We start from the raw sequence: 19,909 nt of genomic DNA, 5'->3' as shown, positions 1-19,909 counted from the left end.
CACAATACGCCTTTACGCGCGACGGTCAGGATTTTCCGTCAGCGTCAGGTAACCAGTCACCTACAGCGGAGTGTTGTTACACCATGATGGACAGCTTACGCACGGCTGCTAACAGTCTCGTGCTCAAGATTATTTTCGGTATCATTATCGTGTCGTTCATATTGACCGGTGTGAGTAGTTACCTCATCGGCGGTGGCGCGAACTACGCCGCAAAAGTGAATGGCCAGGAAATTAGCCGTGGGCAGTTCGAGAACGCTTTTGCTGGTGAACGTAACCGCATGCAGCAACAGCTGGGCGACCAATACTCTGAACTTGCAGCCAACGAAGGCTATATGAAAAACCTGCGTCAGCAGACGCTGAACCGCCTTATCGACGAAGCGCTGCTGGACCAGTACGCGAAAAGCCTCGGTCTGGGCATCAGCGATGAGCAGGTTAAAAAAGCCATCTTCTCGACGCAGGCTTTCCAGTCTAATGGGAAGTTCGACAACGCGCGTTACAACAGCATTGTTAACCAGATGGGGATGACGGCTGACCAGTACGCACAGGCGCTGCGTAACCAGTTGACCACGCAACAGCTGATCAACGCGGTGGTGGGCACCGATTTCATGCTGAAAGGCGAAACTGAAGCGCTGGCGGCACTGGTAGCGCAGCAACGCGTGGTGCGTGAAGCGACGATTGATGTCAATGCACTGGCGGCGAAACAGCAGGTTAGCGACGCTGAAGTTAATGCTTACTACGAGCAAAACAAGAACAACTTCATCTCTCCTGAACAGTTCCGCGTAAGCTATATCAAGCTGGATGCAGCCGCGATGCAGAAAAACGCGACTGACGCCGAGATCCAGTCTTATTACGACCAGCATCAGGATCAGTTCACTCAGCCGCAGCGTAACCGTTACAGCGTGATCCAGACCAAAACGGAAGCAGAAGCAAAAGCCGTGCTGGACGAGCTGAACAAAGGCGCTGATTTCGCGACCGTGGCGAAAGCAAAATCCACCGACATTATTTCTGCCAAAAACGGTGGTGATATGGGCTGGCTGGAAGATTCCACTACCCCGGACGAGCTGAAAAATGCGGGTCTTAAAGAGAAAGGCCAACTGTCTGGTGTAATCAAATCCTCCGTTGGCTTCCTGGTGGCGCGTCTGGACGATGTCGTGGCGGCGAAAACCAAGCCGCTGGCTGACGTTCGTGATGATATCGCTGCGAAAGTGAAGCAGGAGAAAGCGCTGGACGCCTTCTATGCTCTGCAACAGAAAGTGAGCGATGCCGCAAGCAACGACAACGAATCACTGGCGGGCGCTGAGCAGGCTGCTGGCGTGAAAGCGGTTGAGACGGGCTGGTTCAGCCATGAAAATCTGCCGGAAGAACTGAACTTCAAACCGGTTTCAGATGCCATTTTCAATGGTGGTCTGGTAGGTGAGAACGGTACGCCGGGCAGCAACTCAGACATCATTACCGTTGACGGTGACCGTGCGTTCGTACTGCGCGTCAGCGAGCACAAAGCCGAGGCAGTGAAGCCCCTGGCGCAAGTGAAAGATCAGGTGGTGGCGCTGGTCAAACACAACAAAGCGGCACAGCAGGCAAAACTGGATGCAGAGAAAATTCTGGCCGATCTGAAAGCCGGTAAGAACGATGCACTGAAAGCGGCTGGCCTGAACTTTGGCGAAGCCAAAACGCTGAGCCGTACCGGTCAGGATCCTGTCAGCCAGGCGGCGTTTGGTTTGAGCCTGCCGGCGAAAGACAAACCTGTCTTTGGCACCACGACCGATATGCAGGGTAACGTGGTGATTCTGGCGCTGGATGAAGTCAAAGCCGGCACGCTGCCAGACGCGCAGAAGAAGGCCATGGTTCAGGGAATTACTCAGAATAATGCCCAGATTGCTTTCGAAGCGATGATGAGCAACCTGCGTAAAGAAGCCAAAATCAAGCTGGGTGATGTGGTGACCCAGGAGCAATAATTACGTACCTGCTCGCAGATTTTCGTAACGCTCTGCAAAAACTAAAGGCCGCTTTCGCGGCCTTTTCCATTTCTGCAATCTGCTGTTTGTCCCTGTTTTCTCGTACGGCTATCGTGGCGTGGCTGTCAACAAACAAGGAGAAAACAGCATGAAATGTGGAATCAAAGCACTGTTAATTACACTGGCTATTGCCACTTCCGGGATGAGTGCGGGCGCGCTGGCGGCGTCGCCCTCGGCTAAAGCGCAGGCTGCACAGACCAAAACAGACTCAGCTGCGCAGGCTCATACGCAATCAAAAGCGACTGATGCCGGTAAAAGTGCAGAGGATGACGGTACGCGAGTCAGCATCAATTCGGCATCGGCAGAAGAGCTCGCGCGCGTGATGAACGGTGTGGGACTTAAAAAAGCCCAGGCCATTGTTAGCTACCGCGAGGAGTACGGTCCTTTCAAAACCCTTGACGATCTCAAGCAGGTGCCGGGTATGGGCAGCGCGCTGGTTGAGCGCAATCTCGCACACCTGACGCTGTAATCGCGTAATCACTTGCACTGCGGCAAAAATTTGCCAGGATAAAGAGGTCATACCAGTTATGACCTCTGAACCTATAACAACGAAAGGCTATTGCGCTATGCAGACACAAATCAAAGTCCGTGGTTATCACCTCGATGTTTACCAGCACGTCAATAACGCCCGCTACCTTGAATTTCTTGAAGAGGCGCGCTGGGATGGCCTGGAGAACAGCGAAAGCTTCCAGTGGCTGACCGCACACAACATCGCGTTTGTGGTCGTCAACATCAACATTAACTACCGCCGCCCGGCTGTGCTGGGGGATGTGCTCACCGTGACCAGTGAGGTCCAACAACTGAATGGCAAAAGTGGTGTATTGAGCCAGGTCGTCACGCTTGAGCCAGAAGGGCAGGTGGTGGCCGATGCGCTGATCACCTTTGTCTGTATCGATCTCAAAACCCAGAAAGCGTTGCCGCTGGAAGGGGAGTTGCGCGAAAAGCTGGAGCTGATGATCGCGTAAGAAATGTTCAGGGATAACCGTGCTGTCGCCACTTACCGTTCGACAGCACGGTCAGGTAGCCCTTATTTCAGACCGGTCTTTTTCTGCATCGCGGCCATCACGCCCGCTTTATCCGCAAGAAAATGATTCAGACCGTTCGCGCGCAGGTTACAGGCGGCACACTGCCCGCAGCCGTCCCCTTTAATGCCGTTGTAGCAGGTCAGGGTCTCGTTGCGAACGATATCCAGCTTGCCCCAGTAGTCGGCCAGCGCCCAGGTTTCGGCTTTATCCAGCCACATCAGCGGCGTTTCGAAGCGGGTCTCTTTTGCCATACCCAGATCGACGGCGTGATTGAGTGCTTTCACGAATTCATCCCGACAGTCCGGGTAGCCAGAGAAGTCGGTCTCACACACGCCCGTGATCACCGCTTCGGCTTTCACCTGGTAGGCATAGATTGCCGTCAGGGTCAGGAAGAGAATATTACGCCCAGGTACGAAGGTATTCGGAATGCCGCTGGCATCCGGTTCGTAATCAGGAACCGGAATGCTGTCGCGGGTGAGGCTGCTGACGGCCAGTTCATTTAACAGCGTCACGTCCAGCACTTTATGAGCGCGGGCGCCCAGTTTGAGGGCCAGTTCACGAGCGACATCGATTTCAGCGCGATGACGCTGACCATAATCAAAAGTGACGCAATGCACTTCATCATACTGGTGAAGTGCCTGAATCAGGCAGGTTGTGGAATCTTGTCCTCCGCTGAACACGACGACGGCACGTTTCATAGATCATCTCGACAGTTACGGTAAAAGCGTCATGTTAACGCCTGGCTAAAGCGGCGACCAGCTTCTTCACGCGTTTGGTGGAGGAAGCCAGGCTTCGGTGAAGTCAAACCAGCCGCGAGTGTTAAGGCGTATGCCGTTGACCCCCGGAGGCGCGCTGATTTGATACTGGTAGTTAAAGAGCGGCGTCAGGACGGCTGTCTCCATTAACCGGCTGAAGATAGCCTGAAGTCCTGCGTGTCGGTCACGTTCGTCGGCCTGCGTCTGCACCGCATCCAGCGTGGCCTGCAAATGGGCGTATGCCGGTGCGCTCAGCAGATGCGGCCAGAGCGCATCGCAGCGGAGCCATTGCTCAAGGGTGTACGCTGGCGCTTCGCCAATCAGTCTGTCTCCCATCATGATGTCTGCATCGGCAAGCTGCTGGCAACCGTCCCACGTCTTGGCGTCGTGAAAGATGACGGTCAGTTCACACCCCTGCCGCGCAAGGTATGCTTTTAACTGACTGGCCATGGTGTGAAGCTCAACCGGCAGGTGGTAGACAAGCGTCAATGCCTCTGGCAGCACAACGTCGGTTAAATCAGTCCACTGGGGGATCGCCCAGCCGGGAAGCAGTTCCTCGGTAGGAGTGATGAGCCCTTCGTTCAGGGGAAGCGTGTGCAGCAGCGTTGAGAGATGAATGATATTAATCAGCCGCTTTGCCTGAAGTTCGCTCAGACGCGGACTTTGTTTCAGCGTGAGGTAGCAGAAGCCCAGACTGGTGCTGTTACTCACCAGCCGCAGGCTGGCCAGCTCGTCGGCCTCGCCAATGGCGATTTGCACCGGGTGGCGACAGCTGGTGCCCAGACTGTAGTCAAAAAGCTGGGGCGTGATCCAGTACTCGATAGCCTTAAGTAACGGATGACCAAGGTGATACTGCTCGTGGCTTTCCAGACGCACCAGTTCAGGCTCAAAAACGCTCAGCCGAAAGGGACCGCTGCCCACCACGGGGTAATCAGGATGCGCCAGACGGCTACAGTAGGTTGCCAGCCTGTGCGCCAGCCAATAGTCAGGTTGATGGAGAATAAACGTCAGGCTTTGCGGATGCGTGGTTTCGATACGTAAGACGCTGCGGAAAAGCGTGTCCATGCCGGGCTGCGATAGCAGCGCCGTCAGGCTTTGCCTGAGCTGTGCCGTCTCTATTTTATCGCCGTTATGCCAGTGCAGGGTGGAGCGTATGTAGAAATGCCAACGCAGGCCGTCAGCAGAGACTTCCCAGTGATGCGCCAGATCGCCCGTGGGTTCACTGCTGTTACCATTAAAACGCGTCAAACCAGAGAATACCTGTCCCGCCAGATGCTGCTCCGCCCGGCCAGGGAGAAACCCCGGCTGAAGCGGCTCCAGCGAGCGATAGTAGGGAATACGCAGCGTCGGCGTATCGTTCTGCCATTGCCCGCCCATAAACGGATGCAGCAGCGATCGCAAATCTTCAGGCGCGAGCTGGGCCAGCTCCAGCGCGTTGTGCTGCTGTCCACTTTTCAGGGCCTCTTCCATCATCGTATTACGCAACGAATCCGGGGTGACGTGAAAGCGTAATTCCCCACGCTTTCCTCGTCCGGAGCGGGCGTTCCAGCTTAGCCAGCCCGCCTCCTGCGCCTGGCGCAGCAGGGTGCGTACATGTCGCTCGCTGCAAAAGCAGCGGCTGGCAAGTTCACTGATGGTCACCTGCTGCGTTGCGCCGGCGGAGGGGTGCCACAGACGCTGATACTGGTTAAGACGGTTAAGCTGGCGCATGAAAAACCCGGAACAATAATTATCATCTATTCACTATTACTTCCGTATATCTCACGTAATACTGATGCACAAGTTAACCGCATCACATTTCGGGAGTAATTATGGCTCGGCTCGCTGCATTTGATATGGACGGCACGCTGTTAATGCCGGATCACCGTTTAGGGGAGAAAACCCTGAACACACTTAAGCGCCTGCGCGAGCGTGAAGTCACCCTGACGTTTGCCACTGGTCGTCATGTGCTGGAGATGCGCCATCTGCTGGGAACATTTGCCCTCGATGCGTTCCTGATCACCGGCAACGGGACGCGCATTCACTCCGTCGAGGGCGATGTGCTGCACCGTCAGGATCTGGATCCGGAAGTGGCGGACATCGTCCTGCACAGCACCTGGGATACGCAGGCCAGCGTGCATGTTTTTAACGATGAAGGCTGGTTTACCGGGCGTGAGATCCCGGCCTTGCTGCACGCTCACGTTTACAGCGGCTTTAAATATCAGCTCATCGATTTGCGCCGCATTCCGGCACACAAGGTAACCAAGATCTGCTTCTGCGGCGATCACGACGATCTCTGCCGCCTGCGTATTCAGCTTAACGAGGCGCTGGGCGACCGGGCGCACCTGACCTTCTCGGCGGTGGACTGTCTTGAAGTGCTGCCGGTGGGCTGTAACAAAGGATCTGCGCTGGCGGTGCTGAGCGATCGTCTGGGGCTGACGATGCAGGACTGTATGGCCTTTGGTGACGCCATGAACGACCACGAGATGCTGAGCAGCGTAGGCCGTGGTCTGATTATGGGGAACGCGATGCCGCAACTTATCGCCGCGCTCCCGCATTTACCGGTTATCGGACACTGTCGTAACGAAGCGGTGTCCCATTTTTTGACGCATTGGCTGGACAAAAATAACCTCCCATATTCCCCCGAATAGCGAGATCCTTCCAGCAAGCCAGGCTAAAGCCTGGCTTTTTTTTATTTCACCAGATGCAAAATCTGCGCTTTCCACGGTTCAACATCGCCAATATTGGCCTGTACCCATTCTGCGTTGTAATAGGTGTCCAGGTAGCGTTCCCCGCTGTCGCACAGCAGCGTGACGACAGAGCCGCTAAGGCCTTCTTCACGCATTCTCGCGGCCAGTTGTAGCGCCCCCCACATATTGGTGCCGGTAGAGGCTCCGACCTTACGGCCAAGCTGTGTCTCCAGCCAGTGCGCCGTCGCGACGCTGGCGGCGTCCGGCACGCGGAGCATCTCATCCACAACGTCCGGAATGAACGAGGGTTCGACGCGCGGGCGACCAATTCCTTCGATCTTGCTCCCCACAGGGCTGCGCAGGCTGGCATCGCGAGATTGCCAGTAATCAAGGAACACCGAGTTCTGAGGGTCAACCACCATCAGCTGCGTATCATAACCCTGACAGCGGATATAACGTCCGATGGTGGCGGAGGTTCCGCCCGTGCCCGCGCTCATGACAATGTAAGAGGGGACGGGATGTGGCTCGTGGGTCATCTGGCGGAAAATGCTGTCCGCAATGTTATTATTGCCGCGCCAGTCGGTGGCGCGCTCGGCGAAGGTGAACTGGTCCATATAGTGACCATTTAGTTCGCGGGCCAGCATTTCGGAGGCCGCATAGATTTCGCAGGCGCTTTCCACAAAGTGGCAGCGTCCGCCGTAAAATTCGATCTGTTCAACTTTACGTTTCGCCGTGCAGGAGGGCATCACAGCGATAAACGGCAGGCCCAGCAGGCGGGCAAAGTAGGCCTCTGAGACGGCAGTTGATCCGGACGACGATTCAATAATCGTGGTGCCTTCTTTAATCCAGCCGTTACATAAACCGTATAAAAAGAGTGAACGCGCCAGGCGATGCTTCAGGCTGCCGGTAGGATGGGTGCTTTCATCCTTCAGGTAAAGCTGAATGCCGGGAAATCCAGGCAGAGGCAGGCGGATCAAGTGGGTGTCTGCCGAGCGCTGATAGTCGGCATTTATTTCGCTGATGGCATGTTTAACCCAGGTGCTATTCATCGTAGTTATCCGTTTGTCATTTTGTGCCCAGCATAGCGAAAAGCACAGAAAAAATTGTTGCTATCTGACCTTTAAAATAGAATGTAAGGAGAATAATTTTCTCTTCGAGGTGGCTATGTTAGATAAAATTGATCGTAAGCTGCTTTCTTTGCTGCAAAGCGACTGCACCCTCTCTTTGCAGGCGCTGGCAGATGCCGTTAATCTGACCACCACACCGTGCTGGAAGCGACTCAAGAAGCTGGAAGATGATGGCATTCTGCTGGGACGTGTGGCGCTGCTGGACCCCGAAAAACTGGGGCTTGGACTGACCGCCTTCGTCCTGATAAAAACGCAGCATCATAGCAGCGAATGGTACAGCCGCTTCGTCACCCAGGTTTCCGACATGCCCGAGGTGCTCGGTTTCTGGCGCATGGCGGGGGAATACGACTATCTGATGCGCGTTCAGGTGGCAGACATGAAGCGCTACGATGATTTTTACAAGCGGCTGGTCAATAGCGTACCGGGCTTGTCCGATGTCACCTCCAGTTTCGCCATGGAACAGATTAAATACACCACAGCGTTACCCATTGAATAACTTCATAAAATATCTTCAGGAAAAGACCGCGTGCGATTATTTGCCCAATTAAGCTGGTACTTTCGTCGGGAGTGGCAACGCTACCTCGGCGCGGTGGCCCTGCTTATTATCATTGCCATTTTGCAACTGATCCCGCCCAAAGTGGTGGGATACGTCGTGGATGGTGTTACGGAACAACATTACACCGCCGCACGGGTGATGATGTGGGTCGGTACGCTGGTGTTGACGGCCGTGGTGGTTTACCTGCTGCGTTATGTCTGGCGCGTGCTGCTGTTCGGCGCGTCCTATCAGCTTGCCGTTGAGCTGCGCGAGGACTTTTACCGCCAGCTGAGCCGCCAGCACCCTGAGTTTTATCTGCGTCACCGTACCGGGGATCTCATCGCCCGCGCCACTAACGATGTGGACCGTGTGGTGTTTGCCGCCGGTGAAGGGGTGTTAACGCTGGTGGATTCCCTGGTGATGGGCTGTGCGGTACTGATTGTGATGTCTACGCAAATTAGCTGGGAGCTCACGCTGCTGGCGCTGCTGCCGATGCCGCTGATGGCGCTGGCGATTAACCGCTACGGCGAGCAGCTCCATGAACGCTTTAAGCTGGCGCAGGCGGCGTTCTCGTCGTTAAACGATCGCACCCAGGAGAGCATGACCAGCATCCGCATGATCAAAGCGTTTGGTCTGGAAGACAGGCAGTCCGCGCTGTTTGCGGCCGACGCCGCCGATACCGGCGCGAAAAACATGCGCGTGGCGCGTATAGACGCCCGCTTTGATCCGACAATTTATATTGCGATTGGCATGGCGAACCTGCTGGCGGTGGGCGGCGGCAGCTGGATGGTGGTGCGAGGCACCATGACCCTCGGGCAGTTAACCAGCTTTGCGATGTACCTCGGGCTGATGATTTGGCCGATGCTGGCGCTGGCCTGGATGTTTAACATCGTTGAACGTGGGAGCGCCGCCTACAGCCGTATCCGCGCCATGCTGGCGGAAGTACCGGTAGTGAACGATGGCAGCGAGCCGGTACCGGAAGGTCCGGGTGTTCTGAAGGCTGATATCCGCGTCTTCATCTACCCGCAAACGGAACATCCGGTGCTTGAAAACGTCAGTTTCACGCTGCGTCCTGGTCAGATGCTGGGCATCTGCGGCCCGACGGGCTCCGGTAAAAGCACCATTCTGTCACTGATTCAGCGCCATTTTGACGTGAGCGAAGGCGATATCCGTTTCCATGACGTCTCCCTGCCACGTCTGCTGCTGGATGACTGGCGCAGCCGCCTGGCGGTCGTCAGCCAGACGCCGTTTTTGTTTTCAGACACCATAGCCAACAATATCGCGCTCGGGTGCCCGACGGCGACACAGGACCAGATCGAGCATGTGGCGCGCTTAGCCAGCGTTCATGAGGATATTCTGCGCCTGCCGCAGGGCTACGACACAGAAGTGGGTGAGCGGGGCGTTATGCTCTCCGGTGGACAAAAACAGCGTATCTCTATTGCCCGCGCGCTGCTGCTGGACGCTGAGATCCTGATTCTGGATGATGCGCTGTCCGCGGTTGACGGGCGTACCGAGCATCAAATTCTGCATAACCTTCGCCAGTGGGGGGAGGGGCGCACGGTCATCATCAGCGCGCACCGTCTGTCGGCCCTTACCGAAGCCAGTGAAATTCTGGTGCTTCAGCACGGGCATATTGCCCAACGTGGTCAACATGAACAGCTCGCCGGGCAGGCCGGCTGGTATCGGGATATGTACCGCTATCAACAGCTTGAAGCTGCGCTGGATGAGGAGGTCACCGATGCGTAAGTTTGGACAGATGTGGCCGACGTTAAAACGGCTGCTCGCCTATGGCTCACCGTGGCGCAAACCGCTTTCCATTGCCGTGCTGTTACTGTGGATCGCCGCGATTGCGGAGGTGACCGGTCCGCTGCTTATCAGCTATTTTATCGATAACATGGTGGCGAAAAGCTATCTGCCGCTGGGGCTGGTGGCGGGGCTGGGTGTGGCGTATGTCGGGCTACAGCTGACGGCGGCGGGGCTGCACTATGCGCAGTCGCTGCTGTTTAACCGGGCCGCCGTGGGCGTGGTCCAGCAGCTACGCACGGATGTGATGGATGCCGCGCTGCGCCAGCCGCTGAGCGAGTTTGATACCCAGCCGGTCGGGCAGGTTATTTCGCGCGTCACCAATGACACCGAGGTGATCCGCGACCTTTATGTGACCGTTGTCGCAACGGTTCTGCGCAGTGCCGCATTGATTGGCGCGATGCTCGTGGCGATGTTCAGTCTGGACTGGCGGATGGCGCTGGTGGCGATCGCTATTTTCCCGGCGGTGCTGATTGTGATGGTAATTTACCAGCGCTACAGCACGCCGATTGTTCGTCGCGTGCGCGCTTACCTTGCAGACATCAATGATGGCTTCAACGAAGTGATCAACGGCATGAGCGTTATCCAGCAGTTTCGCCAGCAGGCGCGTTTTGGCGAGCGGATGGGAGAAGCCAGCCGTTCGCACTATATGGCGCGGATGCAGACGTTACGTCTGGACGGCTTCCTGTTACGCCCGCTGCTGAGCCTCTTCTCTGCACTGGTGCTGTGCGGGCTGTTGATGCTGTTTGGCCTGACGACGCGCGGAACCATTGAGGTGGGAGTGCTGTACGCGTTTATCAGTTACCTTGGCCGTCTTAACGAACCGCTGATTGAACTCACTACGCAGCAATCGATGCTGCAACAGGCGGTAGTCGCGGGTGAGCGTGTGTTTGAGCTGATGGACAGGCCGCGTCAGACCTATGGCGATGATGAACGTCCGCTGGAAAGTGGATCCATAGCGTTTGATCATGTCTCGTTTGCCTACCGCGACGATCAGCTTGTCTTGCAGGATATCAACCTCGAGGTACCGTCGCGCGGTTTTGTCGCCCTGGTTGGGCATACCGGCAGCGGCAAAAGCACGCTCGCCAGTTTGCTGATGGGCTACTATCCGTTGACGCAGGGGGAGATCCGTCTGGATGGACGGCCTCTTTCCGCGCTTAGCCACAACGCGTTGCGTAAAGGCGTCGCGATGGTGCAGCAGGATCCGGTAGTGCTGGCGGATACCTTTTATGCCAACGTGACGCTGGGACGATCTTTCACGCCTGAGCAGGTATGGGAGGTGCTGGAAACGGTGCAGCTGGCAGATCTGGCGCGCGGGTTAAGCGAGGGGATCAATACCCGGCTGGGCGAGCAAGGCAATAACCTCTCTGTCGGGCAAAAGCAGCTCCTGGCGCTGGCGCGCGTGCTGATTGAGACGCCGCAGGTGTTGATTCTGGATGAAGCGACCGCAAGCATCGACTCCGGTACCGAACAGGCGATCCAGCTGGCGCTGGCTGCCGTGCGGGATCGCACTACGCTGGTGGTGATCGCTCACCGCCTCTCAACAATCGTCGATGCCGATACCATTCTGGTGCTGCACCGTGGCCAGGCCGTTGAACGGGGAACGCACAAAGCGCTGCTCGAGGCGAAAGGACGCTACTGGCAGATGTATCAGTTGCAGCTGGCAGGCGACGAGCTGGCCGCCAGCGTGCGCGAGGAGGAGTCGCTCAGCGCCTGATGCACCATAACAAGGCAATGCGCTAACAGTCTTAACCGTTGGTGCAAAACTGAAACGCACCCTGCACTGCCATGGTGCATTTTTTTTCACCCCTTCGCGGCGCATGCGCGCCGCGGCGCTTTCCTCCTCACATTTCACTTCTGGCACACCCTTTGCAATATACCTCTCGTGTTAGCTGCGGCCATTACCGAATTCTGACTGGAGGGGATATATGAAGCTGGTTACGGTGGTAATCAAACCATTCAAACTCGAAGACGTGCGTGAAGCGCTGTCTTCCATGGGTATTCAGGGACTGACTGTCACCGAAGTGAAAGGCTTTGGGCGTCAGAAAGGTCATGCCGAGCTTTATCGCGGGGCGGAATACAGCGTTAACTTCCTGCCAAAAGTGAAGATTGATGTGGCGATTGCCGACGATCAGCTTGATGAGGTGATTGATGTCGTCAGCAAAGCGGCCTACACCGGAAAAATTGGCGACGGCAAAATTTTCGTTGCCGAACTACAGCGCGTCATTCGCATCCGTACCGGCGAATCTGACGAAGCGGCGTTGTAAGTAACTCCTGGCACACAGTGATAGGGATCGAGAAAATGATGAAAGCAACAATGAAAACAGGTCTGGGTTCGCTGGCACTGCTGCCGGGCCTGGCAATGGCTGCACCTGCTGTGGCAGACAAAGCCGATAATGCCTTTATGATGATTTGCACCGCGCTGGTGCTGTTCATGACGATTCCGGGGATCGCGCTGTTTTACGGCGGCCTGATCCGCGGCAAGAACGTACTCTCCATGCTGACGCAGGTTGCCGTCACGTTCGCGCTGGTGTGCGTGCTGTGGGTGGTTTACGGTTACTCGCTGGCCTTCGGGGAGGGCAACGCCTTCTTCGGCAACGTTAACTGGGCGATGCTGAAAAATATCGAACTGACCGCGGTAATGGGCAGCTTCTATCAGTATATTCATGTCGCGTTCCAGGGCTCATTCGCGTGCATCACCGTGGGGCTGATTGTGGGCGCGCTGGCTGAGCGTATCCGCTTCTCTGCGGTACTGATTTTCGTGGTGGTCTGGCTGACGCTCTCCTATGTCCCGATTGCGCATATGGTCTGGGGCGGTGGTCTGTTGGCTTCCCATGGCGCTCTGGACTTTGCGGGCGGCACCGTTGTTCACATCAACGCCGCCGTAGCCGGCCTGGTAGGCGCATACCTGATTGGCAAGCGCGTGGGCTTCGGGAAAGAAGCATTTAAGCCGCACAACCTGCCGATGGTCTTTACCGGCACCGCCATCCTCTACTTTGGCTGGTTCGGCTTCAACGCAGGTTCAGCCAGCGCCGCTAACGAAATCGCCGCGCTGGCCTTCGTGAATACCGTGGTGGCAACTGCCGGGGCCATCCTCTCATGGGTATTTGGCGAGTGGGCCGTTCGCGGCAAGCCATCCCTGCTGGGTGCCTGTTCTGGGGCGATTGCCGGTCTGGTAGGTATTACGCCAGCATGCGGTTACGTGGGCGTGGGCGGCGCATTGCTGATCGGTATCGTCGCGGGTCTGGCGGGGCTGTGGGGCGTTACCGCACTGAAACGTATTCTGCGCGTTGACGATCCGTGTGATGTATTCGGCGTACACGGTGTGTGCGGCATTATCGGCTGTATCATGACCGGTATCTTTGCTGCACAATCTTTGGGCGGCGTGGGTTATGCTGAAGGCGTGACCATGATGCATCAGGTGCTGGTCCAGCTGGAAAGCATCGCGATCACCGTTGTCTGGTCCGGTGTTGTGGCCTTTATCGGTTACAAGCTGGCTGATATGACCGTTGGGCTGCGCGTGCCGGAAGAGCAGGAGCGCGAAGGCCTGGACGTCAACAGCCACGGCGAGAATGCGTACAACGCATAATTTGAGTGCCTTGCCGGGTGGTGGCTTCGCCTTACCCGGCCTGAAAAAGTGAAATTTGCAGGCCCGGTAAGCGTAGCGACCGGGCTTTTTACCTCACCCGCGATTACGCATCACACCTTCCTGCACGGTAGAAGCCACCAGCACACCATCCTGGGTGTAAAACTCCCCGCGAACAAAACCGCGTGCGCTGGACGCAGAGGTACTTTCTACGCTGTAAAGCAGCCACTCGTTCATATCGAAAGGACGATGGAACCACATGGAATGGTCAATCGTGGCGACCTGCATCCCTTTTTCCAGGAATCCCACGCCGTGCGGCTGTAGCGCAACCGGCAGGAAGTTGAAATCCGACGCATAACCCAGCAGATACTGATGCACGCGCAAGTCTGCCGGTACGCTGCCGTTGGCGCGGATCCACACCTGGCGGGTGGGCTCAGCAGTATGCCCCTTCATTGGGTTATGAAATTCGACCGGGCGGATCTCCAGCGGTTTATCGCACAGAAACTTCTCTTTTACCTGCGGCGGCAGCAGATGTGCGAGTGCGCGGGCAATTTCGGTTTCCGATTTCAGATCGTCCGGCGATGGGGCAGACGGCATCTGTTTTTGATGCTCATAGCCCGGCTCTGGCGCCTGGAAGGAGGCGGTCATGTAGAAGATGGGCTTCCCATGCTGGATGGCCGCCACACGGCGAGCGCTGAAGCTTTGGCCGTCACGCAGAACTTCCACGTCGTACACAATCGGTTTAGCGCTGTCACCGGGGCGTAAAAAGTAGCTGTGGAATGAGTGCACCAGACGGTCTGCCGGAACGGTCTCCTTAGCGGCATATAGCGCTTGCCCCACGACCTGGCCCCCAAAAACCTGGCGTAAGCCTAAATCTTCGCTTTGTCCGCGAAAAAGCCCTTCTTCTATTTTTTCCAGGTTCAGCAATGTCAGCAGATTGTTCAGTGCCTGACTCATAGTGGTCCTCAATAAACGCCGTGGCGAAAGATACGCTGAGTATAACGCAGAAACGATAGTGGTCCGATGGGTAGAATTATCTTAATACCTGGGCAAAATTAGGCATAAATCCGTGATTTGTGCCACACTTGTTTACGTTATGTGAATAAAACGACATCGGATGGGATCGATCCCGCCGGTGCATTGATGATAAGGAGACTTCAATGAAACTCGTGCCTATGTTAAGCGGTGTTGCAATGGCGGTGGCGTTGTCCGCCTGTGCGGATAAGAGTGCCGATGTAGCGGTACCAACGGCGACCCCAAACGGGATTAACACCCTTTCACAGCAAGCTATTCGACAGCCTAACGTGTCCGGTACCATCTGGATCAAACAGAAAGTCGCTCTGCCGCCGGACGCGGTTTTAACGGTCACGTTATCCGATGCGTCACTGGCGGATGCACCGTCTAAAGTCCTTGCACAGCGTGCAGTTCGTACAGAGGGTAAACAGGCGCCGTTCAGCTTCGTGCTGCCGTACAACCCGTCTGACGTTCAGCCTAACGCGCGTATCCTCCTGAGCGCGGCGGTAACGATCAACGATAAGCTGGTCTTTATCACCGATACCGTGCAGGAAGCGGTCAACAAAGGGGGCACCAAAATCGACCTGACCCTGGTCCCGGTGCAGCAGACTGAAGTGCCTGTGGCAACGCAGACCAATCAGCCGACCTTGCCTACACCGCCAACACAGTTGTAACTTTCTTTCGCCCTCTTCAGTTTGACGGGAGAGGGCGTCAGTATTCCCAGCGATACTTCTGCATATCTATCTGTCCCGTCCCGGACACCTGTACCCCTTCTGAGAGTAATGCCTGACGCTGGCGCTGCAAGTCTGGCCCGGTGAGGGAAATGGCGCCATGGCGATTAACGACCCGGTGCCATGGTAACGTACTTCCCTCCGGAAGCCTTCTTAGCACGCCGCCAACCTGACGCGCTGCGCGCGGAGAGCCCGCCAGTCGGGCGACTTCCCCATAGGTCGTGACACAGCCTTCCGGAATCGAGGCCACGATTTGCCACACTCGCTGTGGGAAAGAGTCGTGTTCGTCCATTGTTTCTCCAGCGGGAAATCAGCGAAGGGTAATGTTATACGAAGATAAAGAAGATTGTCGGGTCAGTTTGCGCAATAATCCAGCATCCAGTTGCCAGCGGCTTGCAATTGAGGTGCTCCACAGGGATAATGCGCCAGCGCGTTGGTTATCAACGCTCTCAATGGGGGCTCTGTTGGTTCTCCCGCAACGCTACTCTGTTCACCAGGTCAGGTCCGGAAGGAAGCAGCCAGGGCAGACGACGTGGGTGCCGGGATGTAGCTGGCAGGGCCCCCACCCATTTGTGTTCTTCTCTGAAGTTTCCCCCTATATAAACCTTCTCAATTATGTGCCTATTTTGTTCGTGCAATATATCCTTCATTGAACTGAAATAATAATGTCATAAACCTGTAATAATAGACTGTCATTTTATTATCGGGCGTCTTTTTGTTGTCATAAGTAAAAAAATATATATCTGGATAACAAACTTATCTTCGTGTATTAAATTAAACACGTGTTCCGAAAGGATGTGACAATCATGGTAACTGCGGTTTTAAACGTTAAAATTGATGAAGCGCTAAAAGAAAGACTCCGCCACTATGCGGAAGACAATAATGAGAATTTAAGCGTGACCACAGAGAAACTGCTGCTGCTGGCATTTGAAGCAGTAGAAGAGGCGGGAGTATCGGAAGAGGATGTTGATAATCAGCATACGGAAGAAGAGAGCGTAAATCCATTTACTCCTAAAGAAATCAAAGCACTACGTAAACTTCTGAAGAAGAGAAAATGAAACAACAACTATCGACAGCCAGTGATTACAACGAGGCCTGCAATCTGTTACGTTCGGGCTATGTGAAACATGTTCGTCTTGGCTGGAATGTAGGAAGCGATGAGTTCTTTCGAATTGCGTCTGACTGGTGTGATACCGGTGCAAAAATAAAGAAAGAAGGTGAAAATTTCATTATTTCGCTGAAAGGCTTCCCGATTCCTCCTCAACATTAAGTTGTTCTTCATGAAAACAGCTGACTGCATGCGTTACAGTCAGCTGTTTTTATTGTTTCTGGCGAATAATTTACACCAGGCTCCGTTTTACTGGCGGTGTACTTTTATTTAAGGCAAGCCACAGCGGTTTGATACGCAGTAATGCCTCTTCAAGTTCTGGCGAATTGAGTGAGAAGGGCATACGCAGGTAGCGGTCAAACGCGCCTGAAAGCCCAAAGCGCGTGCCGGTGCCCATAATGATGCCTGTCGTTTCCGCACGTGCCGCCAGTTGAGTCGCCAGCATGCCGGGTAGTTCAATCCAGTATGAAAGTCCTCCCTCCGCTTCCTGAAATCGCCATTCGGGGAAATGCTCCCGTAACATCTGGCCGCAGCGGTCACGCCGTTCTGCCAGCATTTGCCGCCGGGCAGGCAGGAAGGTTTCACTGTTTTCGATAAGCCACAGCGTGGCCAGCTGTTCCAGCACCGGAGAGCCCAGATCCAGCGTATCGCGCGTCTGTGCGAGCGTGGCGATAGTGCGGGACGAGGCGCGGATCCAGCCGAGACGAAGCCCACCCCAGAAGCTTTTGCCTGCGGAACCCAGCGTAATCACCGCGGCCTCCGGGTTAAAGGCGGCCAGCGGCGGCGGCGGGGGAGCATCGAACCAGAGATCGACCATGGTTTCATCCACCACCAGCGTGGTGCGGGTTTGCGCGGCGATGTCGGTTATGGTCTGACGCGTCGCGGCATCCATGCAGCGCCCGGTCGGATTATGAAAATCCGGCATTAGATAGGCCAGACGCGGGGCTGTCTGGGCAAGCGTTGCGGCAAAACCATCGGTATCCCAACCCGTTTCTGGCAGCGAGACGCCCACGGGCCGGCATTGCGCCCCCTGAATCGCGGCTATCGCCAGCGGGTAGGTGGGATGATCCACCACCACGCGATCCCCGGGCCCGGTCATCATTCTTAAGATCAGGGCGAAGCCGCTGACGGCACCGTTCACCACCATCACTTCGTCTGCCCGGGTGGGCAGACCGCGTGCGGTGTAGCGGGCGGCGATAGCTTCACGCAGCGCTGGAAGCCCAAGCTGATCGTACCCGGTCAGCGCCAGATTCGGCGTAATGGTCGTCAGCGCGTGGGTGTAGGCCTGATGGATCTCTGGCCCTGCGTTGAGCGCGGCGGTTGAGAGATCCAGCGCCGCGCTGGCAGTGGAAAGCGTGGGCACGGCCCGGCTGTCTGGCAGGATCGCCCGGGAACCGCTGCCGTGACGGCTCTCCAGAAAACCCTCTTCACGCAGATGCGCCAGCGCGCTGCTGATGGTGGTGCGGCTGACGTCCAGTGCGGCGGCCAGTTCCCGCTCTCCGGGCAGGCGCGTGTTTAGCGCCAGCCTGCCATCCAGAATTAACAGGCGTAACGCGTCAGCCAGCTGGCGCCACCGCGGGGTGCGGGAAGAGGTTTGTTGCCAGTGCCCTAACAGGCGAACCAGAGACTGGCTTCCAAAACGACGTGATGACATGTGCAGTCCACTATTTGAAAACTGGACATTAATCATAGTGCCATTTTCAGCGAAGATGGAAGCTGGTTCTTCGGAGAAGAGAAAATGGTGCGTCGTCTGGTACAACTTTATGTCGGTTTAGCCCTTTACGGACTTTCAACCGCGATGTTTATTCGTTCGGATCTGGGTGTTGATCCCTGGAATGTTTTTCACCTTGGCGTCGCCATCCAGGCCGGAATGAGCATCGGCACGGTGATGATTTTAACCGGGGCTGCGGTGCTGCTGCTATGGATCCCGCTGCGTCAGCTTCCGGGGCTGGGTACGGTCAGTAACGTGATTTGTATTGGCCTGGCGGCAGATGCGTCAATGGCATTGATCCCGGAACTCACCTCGCTGCCCGTGCGCATCACCCTGCTGGTTTCCGGCATTGTGGTTAACGCCCTTGCCACCGGAATGTATATCGGCGCGGGTTTTGGCGCAGGCCCGCGCGACGGTCTGATGACCGGCATACACGCCCGGCTGGGCTGGTCGATCCGCAGCGTGCGTACCGCAATCGAGGTGACCGTGTTGATCGTCGGCTATCTCCTCGGGGGAGCGTTTGGCGTCGGAACCGTGCTATATGCGTTAACCATCGGCCCGCTGATCCAGCTTTGTTTGCCGTGGTTTCGCCAGAGACCGCGCATGCAGAAAGCCGCGCAGCCGGAGCGGATTGCTTAATTTTGCGAAGCGCTCACAGGCTATAATGGCGTAACTGTGTCAGAATAGTGAATACCTTTTACGACGCCAGAATCTATGAAAGCGATCACTCTTTATGACGTTGCCCGCGTAGCGGGCGTTTCTTATCAGACCGTTTCCCGGGTGATTAACGACGCGGAACACGTTTCTGCCCGTACGCGGGAAAAGGTCCGACAGGCCATGGCGGCGCTACACTATGTACCTAACCGTGGCGCGCAGCAGCTGGCCGGAAAACGCACCCGCACGCTGGGGCTGATGACCAGCGATCTGGCGCTGCATGCGCCGTCGCAAATCGCCTCAGCTGTAAAATCCCGGGCAGTGGAGCAGGGGGCTGGCGTGCTCATCTCTATGGTGGAGCAGCCCGCGCAGTGTCAGGCTGCTTTGCAGGAGTTACTGGCGCAGCGCGTGGAGGCGCTGCTGGTGAACGTTCCGCTGGAAGATGCTCAGGCAGAAATGCTTCAGGAAATGGCCTCGCCGACCCCGGTTCTTTTTCTTGATGTTTCCCCCACAGCTCGGGTTAACAGCCTCGTTTTCAATGCTGAACAGGGCGCTGGCTTGGGGGCGGAGCATCTGCTTTCGCTGGGGCACCGGCGAATTGCGCTGCTCGCCGGGCCGGAAAGTTCTGTCTCTGCCCGGGCTCGCCTGGCGGGATGGAAAACTACGCTGGCTCAGGCTGGCGTGGAGGCGTTTGCGGTGGCGCAGGGCGACTGGAGCGCGGCTTCAGGCTACGAGAAAGGGCATCAGCTCCTGGCGGGCGCACAGCTGCCGGAGGCGATCCTTGTGGCGAACGATCAGATGGCGCTTGGCGTTTTACGCGCCTGTGCGGAAAAAGGCGTTGCGGTACCGGGGCAGATCTCGGTTGTCGGGTTTGATGATACGGCTGACAGCGCGTGGTTTTCCCCTCCGCTGACCACCGTTCGGCAGGCGTTCCGCGAGGCCGGTGAACGCAGCGTGGAGTGGCTCCTGGCAACAGCCCGTCACGCCGAACCCTGGCAACAACAACTTCCCGTTACGTTGATCGTTCGTCATTCCACCGCGCCGCGCGCCGTACAACAGGCCGATCGTGAAGAGCTGGCGCAACAGCTAAGAACGCTGGCGCTGCTGGCGGAGAAACTGGCGCGCAGCTAGCGCTTTTGTGATCGTGCTCGCCTGGTGACGATCAAAGTCTTTACC

General features: G+C 56.4%; 20 protein-coding genes and 1 other RNA gene. 15 read left to right on the top strand and 6 right to left on the bottom strand.

Features of this window, described 5'->3' with window-relative positions; translation table 11 throughout:
* Positions 1-83: 83 nt before the first annotated feature.
* The 3 genes from ppiD (at position 84) to SK51_RS21765 (ending at position 2,980) form a co-directional block, all read left to right on the top strand.
* Positions 84-1,955: a peptidylprolyl isomerase gene (gene ppiD / locus SK51_RS21775; RefSeq protein WP_022647248.1), complete on the top strand. Its 1,872-nt coding sequence runs from the start codon at positions 84-86 to the stop codon at positions 1,953-1,955.
* A 148-nt stretch (positions 1,956-2,103) separates the two neighbouring features.
* A complete protein-coding gene (locus SK51_RS21770) occupies positions 2,104-2,484 on the top strand; it encodes a helix-hairpin-helix domain-containing protein (RefSeq protein WP_023305584.1) in 381 nt (126 codons plus the stop codon).
* A gap of 97 nt (positions 2,485-2,581) precedes the next feature.
* On the top strand, positions 2,582-2,980 hold the full coding sequence (locus SK51_RS21765) for a YbgC/FadM family acyl-CoA thioesterase (protein ID WP_017694410.1): 399 nt from the start codon (positions 2,582-2,584) through the stop codon (positions 2,978-2,980).
* A gap of 62 nt (positions 2,981-3,042) precedes the next feature.
* Here SK51_RS21765 and queC read toward each other — a convergent pair whose 3' ends face one another.
* The gene (gene queC, locus SK51_RS21760; protein WP_023305585.1) at positions 3,043-3,738 is read right to left on the bottom strand and encodes a 7-cyano-7-deazaguanine synthase QueC; all 696 of its coding nucleotides are present in this window, start codon (positions 3,736-3,738) and stop codon (positions 3,043-3,045) included.
* A 66-nt stretch (positions 3,739-3,804) separates the two neighbouring features.
* On the bottom strand, positions 3,805-5,505 hold the full coding sequence (locus SK51_RS21755; protein WP_023305586.1) for an SgrR family transcriptional regulator: 1,701 nt from the start codon (positions 5,503-5,505) through the stop codon (positions 3,805-3,807).
* A 101-nt stretch (positions 5,506-5,606) separates the two neighbouring features.
* Here SK51_RS21755 and cof point away from each other — a divergent pair, with 101 nt between their 5' ends.
* Complete coding sequence (cof, locus tag SK51_RS21750) at positions 5,607-6,425, top strand: HMP-PP phosphatase (RefSeq protein WP_023299454.1); 819 nt, start codon at positions 5,607-5,609, stop codon at positions 6,423-6,425.
* Positions 6,426-6,466: 41 nt separating this feature from the next.
* Here the strand turns inward: cof and SK51_RS21745 are convergent, their stop codons facing one another.
* The gene (locus SK51_RS21745) at positions 6,467-7,513 is read right to left on the bottom strand and encodes a PLP-dependent cysteine synthase family protein (protein WP_023299455.1); all 1,047 of its coding nucleotides are present in this window, start codon (positions 7,511-7,513) and stop codon (positions 6,467-6,469) included.
* 115 nt (positions 7,514-7,628) lie between these two features.
* Here SK51_RS21745 and SK51_RS21740 point away from each other — a divergent pair, with 115 nt between their 5' ends.
* The 5 genes from SK51_RS21740 to amtB all read left to right on the top strand — a co-directional run bounded on the left by SK51_RS21740 (position 7,629) and on the right by amtB (position 13,518).
* Entirely contained in the window at positions 7,629-8,087 is a 459-nt protein-coding gene (locus SK51_RS21740) for an Lrp/AsnC family transcriptional regulator (RefSeq protein WP_022647254.1), read from the top strand.
* Positions 8,088-8,117: 30 nt separating this feature from the next.
* The gene (locus SK51_RS21735; RefSeq protein WP_023305589.1) at positions 8,118-9,872 is read left to right on the top strand and encodes a SmdA family multidrug ABC transporter permease/ATP-binding protein; all 1,755 of its coding nucleotides are present in this window, start codon (positions 8,118-8,120) and stop codon (positions 9,870-9,872) included.
* Positions 9,865-11,646 carry a SmdB family multidrug efflux ABC transporter permease/ATP-binding protein gene (locus SK51_RS21730; RefSeq protein ID WP_022647256.1) on the top strand — a complete coding sequence of 594 codons (1,782 nt, stop codon included), beginning with the start codon at positions 9,865-9,867 and terminating at the stop codon, positions 11,644-11,646. Before SK51_RS21735 ends, SK51_RS21730 begins: the two co-directional genes overlap by 8 nt.
* A gap of 211 nt (positions 11,647-11,857) precedes the next feature.
* Positions 11,858-12,196, top strand: a complete 339-nt coding sequence (gene glnK, locus SK51_RS21725) for a P-II family nitrogen regulator (RefSeq protein WP_006809867.1) — start codon at positions 11,858-11,860, stop codon at positions 12,194-12,196.
* 35 nt (positions 12,197-12,231) lie between these two features.
* Positions 12,232-13,518, top strand: a complete 1,287-nt coding sequence (amtB, locus tag SK51_RS21720; RefSeq protein WP_022647257.1) for an ammonium transporter AmtB — start codon at positions 12,232-12,234, stop codon at positions 13,516-13,518.
* 93 nt (positions 13,519-13,611) lie between these two features.
* Here amtB and tesB read toward each other — a convergent pair whose 3' ends face one another.
* A complete protein-coding gene (gene tesB / locus SK51_RS21715) occupies positions 13,612-14,472 on the bottom strand; it encodes an acyl-CoA thioesterase II (protein WP_022647258.1) in 861 nt (286 codons plus the stop codon).
* 203 nt (positions 14,473-14,675) lie between these two features.
* On the opposite strand from tesB, the gene SK51_RS21710 reads away from it, so the two are divergent.
* A complete protein-coding gene (locus SK51_RS21710) occupies positions 14,676-15,203 on the top strand; it encodes a YbaY family lipoprotein (RefSeq protein ID WP_022647259.1) in 528 nt (175 codons plus the stop codon).
* A gap of 37 nt (positions 15,204-15,240) precedes the next feature.
* On the opposite strand, the gene SK51_RS21705 is transcribed toward SK51_RS21710, so the two are convergent.
* Positions 15,241-15,552 (bottom strand): MGMT family protein, encoded by a 312-nt coding sequence (locus SK51_RS21705; RefSeq protein WP_022647260.1) that lies wholly within the window; start codon positions 15,550-15,552, stop codon positions 15,241-15,243.
* A 170-nt stretch (positions 15,553-15,722) separates the two neighbouring features.
* On the opposite strand from SK51_RS21705, the gene ffs reads away from it, so the two are divergent.
* From ffs to SK51_RS21695, 3 genes are all read left to right on the top strand, one after another.
* Positions 15,723-15,819: signal recognition particle sRNA small type (ffs, locus tag SK51_RS24635), an RNA gene on the top strand.
* A 247-nt stretch (positions 15,820-16,066) separates the two neighbouring features.
* Positions 16,067-16,318: a hypothetical protein gene (locus SK51_RS21700; RefSeq protein WP_022647261.1), complete on the top strand. Its 252-nt coding sequence runs from the start codon at positions 16,067-16,069 to the stop codon at positions 16,316-16,318.
* Positions 16,315-16,530: a hypothetical protein gene (locus SK51_RS21695; RefSeq protein WP_006809861.1), complete on the top strand. Its 216-nt coding sequence runs from the start codon at positions 16,315-16,317 to the stop codon at positions 16,528-16,530. The genes SK51_RS21700 and SK51_RS21695 overlap by 4 nt, the downstream gene beginning before the upstream one ends.
* A gap of 70 nt (positions 16,531-16,600) precedes the next feature.
* Here SK51_RS21695 and yczR read toward each other — a convergent pair whose 3' ends face one another.
* Positions 16,601-18,022 (bottom strand): MocR-like transcription factor YczR, encoded by a 1,422-nt coding sequence (yczR, locus tag SK51_RS21690; protein ID WP_023305590.1) that lies wholly within the window; start codon positions 18,020-18,022, stop codon positions 16,601-16,603.
* An 84-nt stretch (positions 18,023-18,106) separates the two neighbouring features.
* Here yczR and yczE point away from each other — a divergent pair, with 84 nt between their 5' ends.
* Together yczE and SK51_RS21680 are read left to right on the top strand one after the other, a co-directional pair.
* Positions 18,107-18,718, top strand: a complete 612-nt coding sequence (gene yczE, locus SK51_RS21685) for a membrane protein YczE (RefSeq protein ID WP_022647263.1) — start codon at positions 18,107-18,109, stop codon at positions 18,716-18,718.
* A 75-nt stretch (positions 18,719-18,793) separates the two neighbouring features.
* Entirely contained in the window at positions 18,794-19,864 is a 1,071-nt protein-coding gene (locus SK51_RS21680; RefSeq protein WP_022647264.1) for a LacI family DNA-binding transcriptional regulator, read from the top strand.
* Positions 19,865-19,909: the final 45 nt, after the last annotated feature.

The organism is Enterobacter sp. MGH85 (assembly GCF_001037655.1).
In the GTDB taxonomy this organism is placed as follows: Bacteria; Pseudomonadota; Gammaproteobacteria; order Enterobacterales; family Enterobacteriaceae; genus Enterobacter; species Enterobacter intestinihominis.
This window is presented reverse-complemented; position numbering and strand designations above follow the sequence as displayed.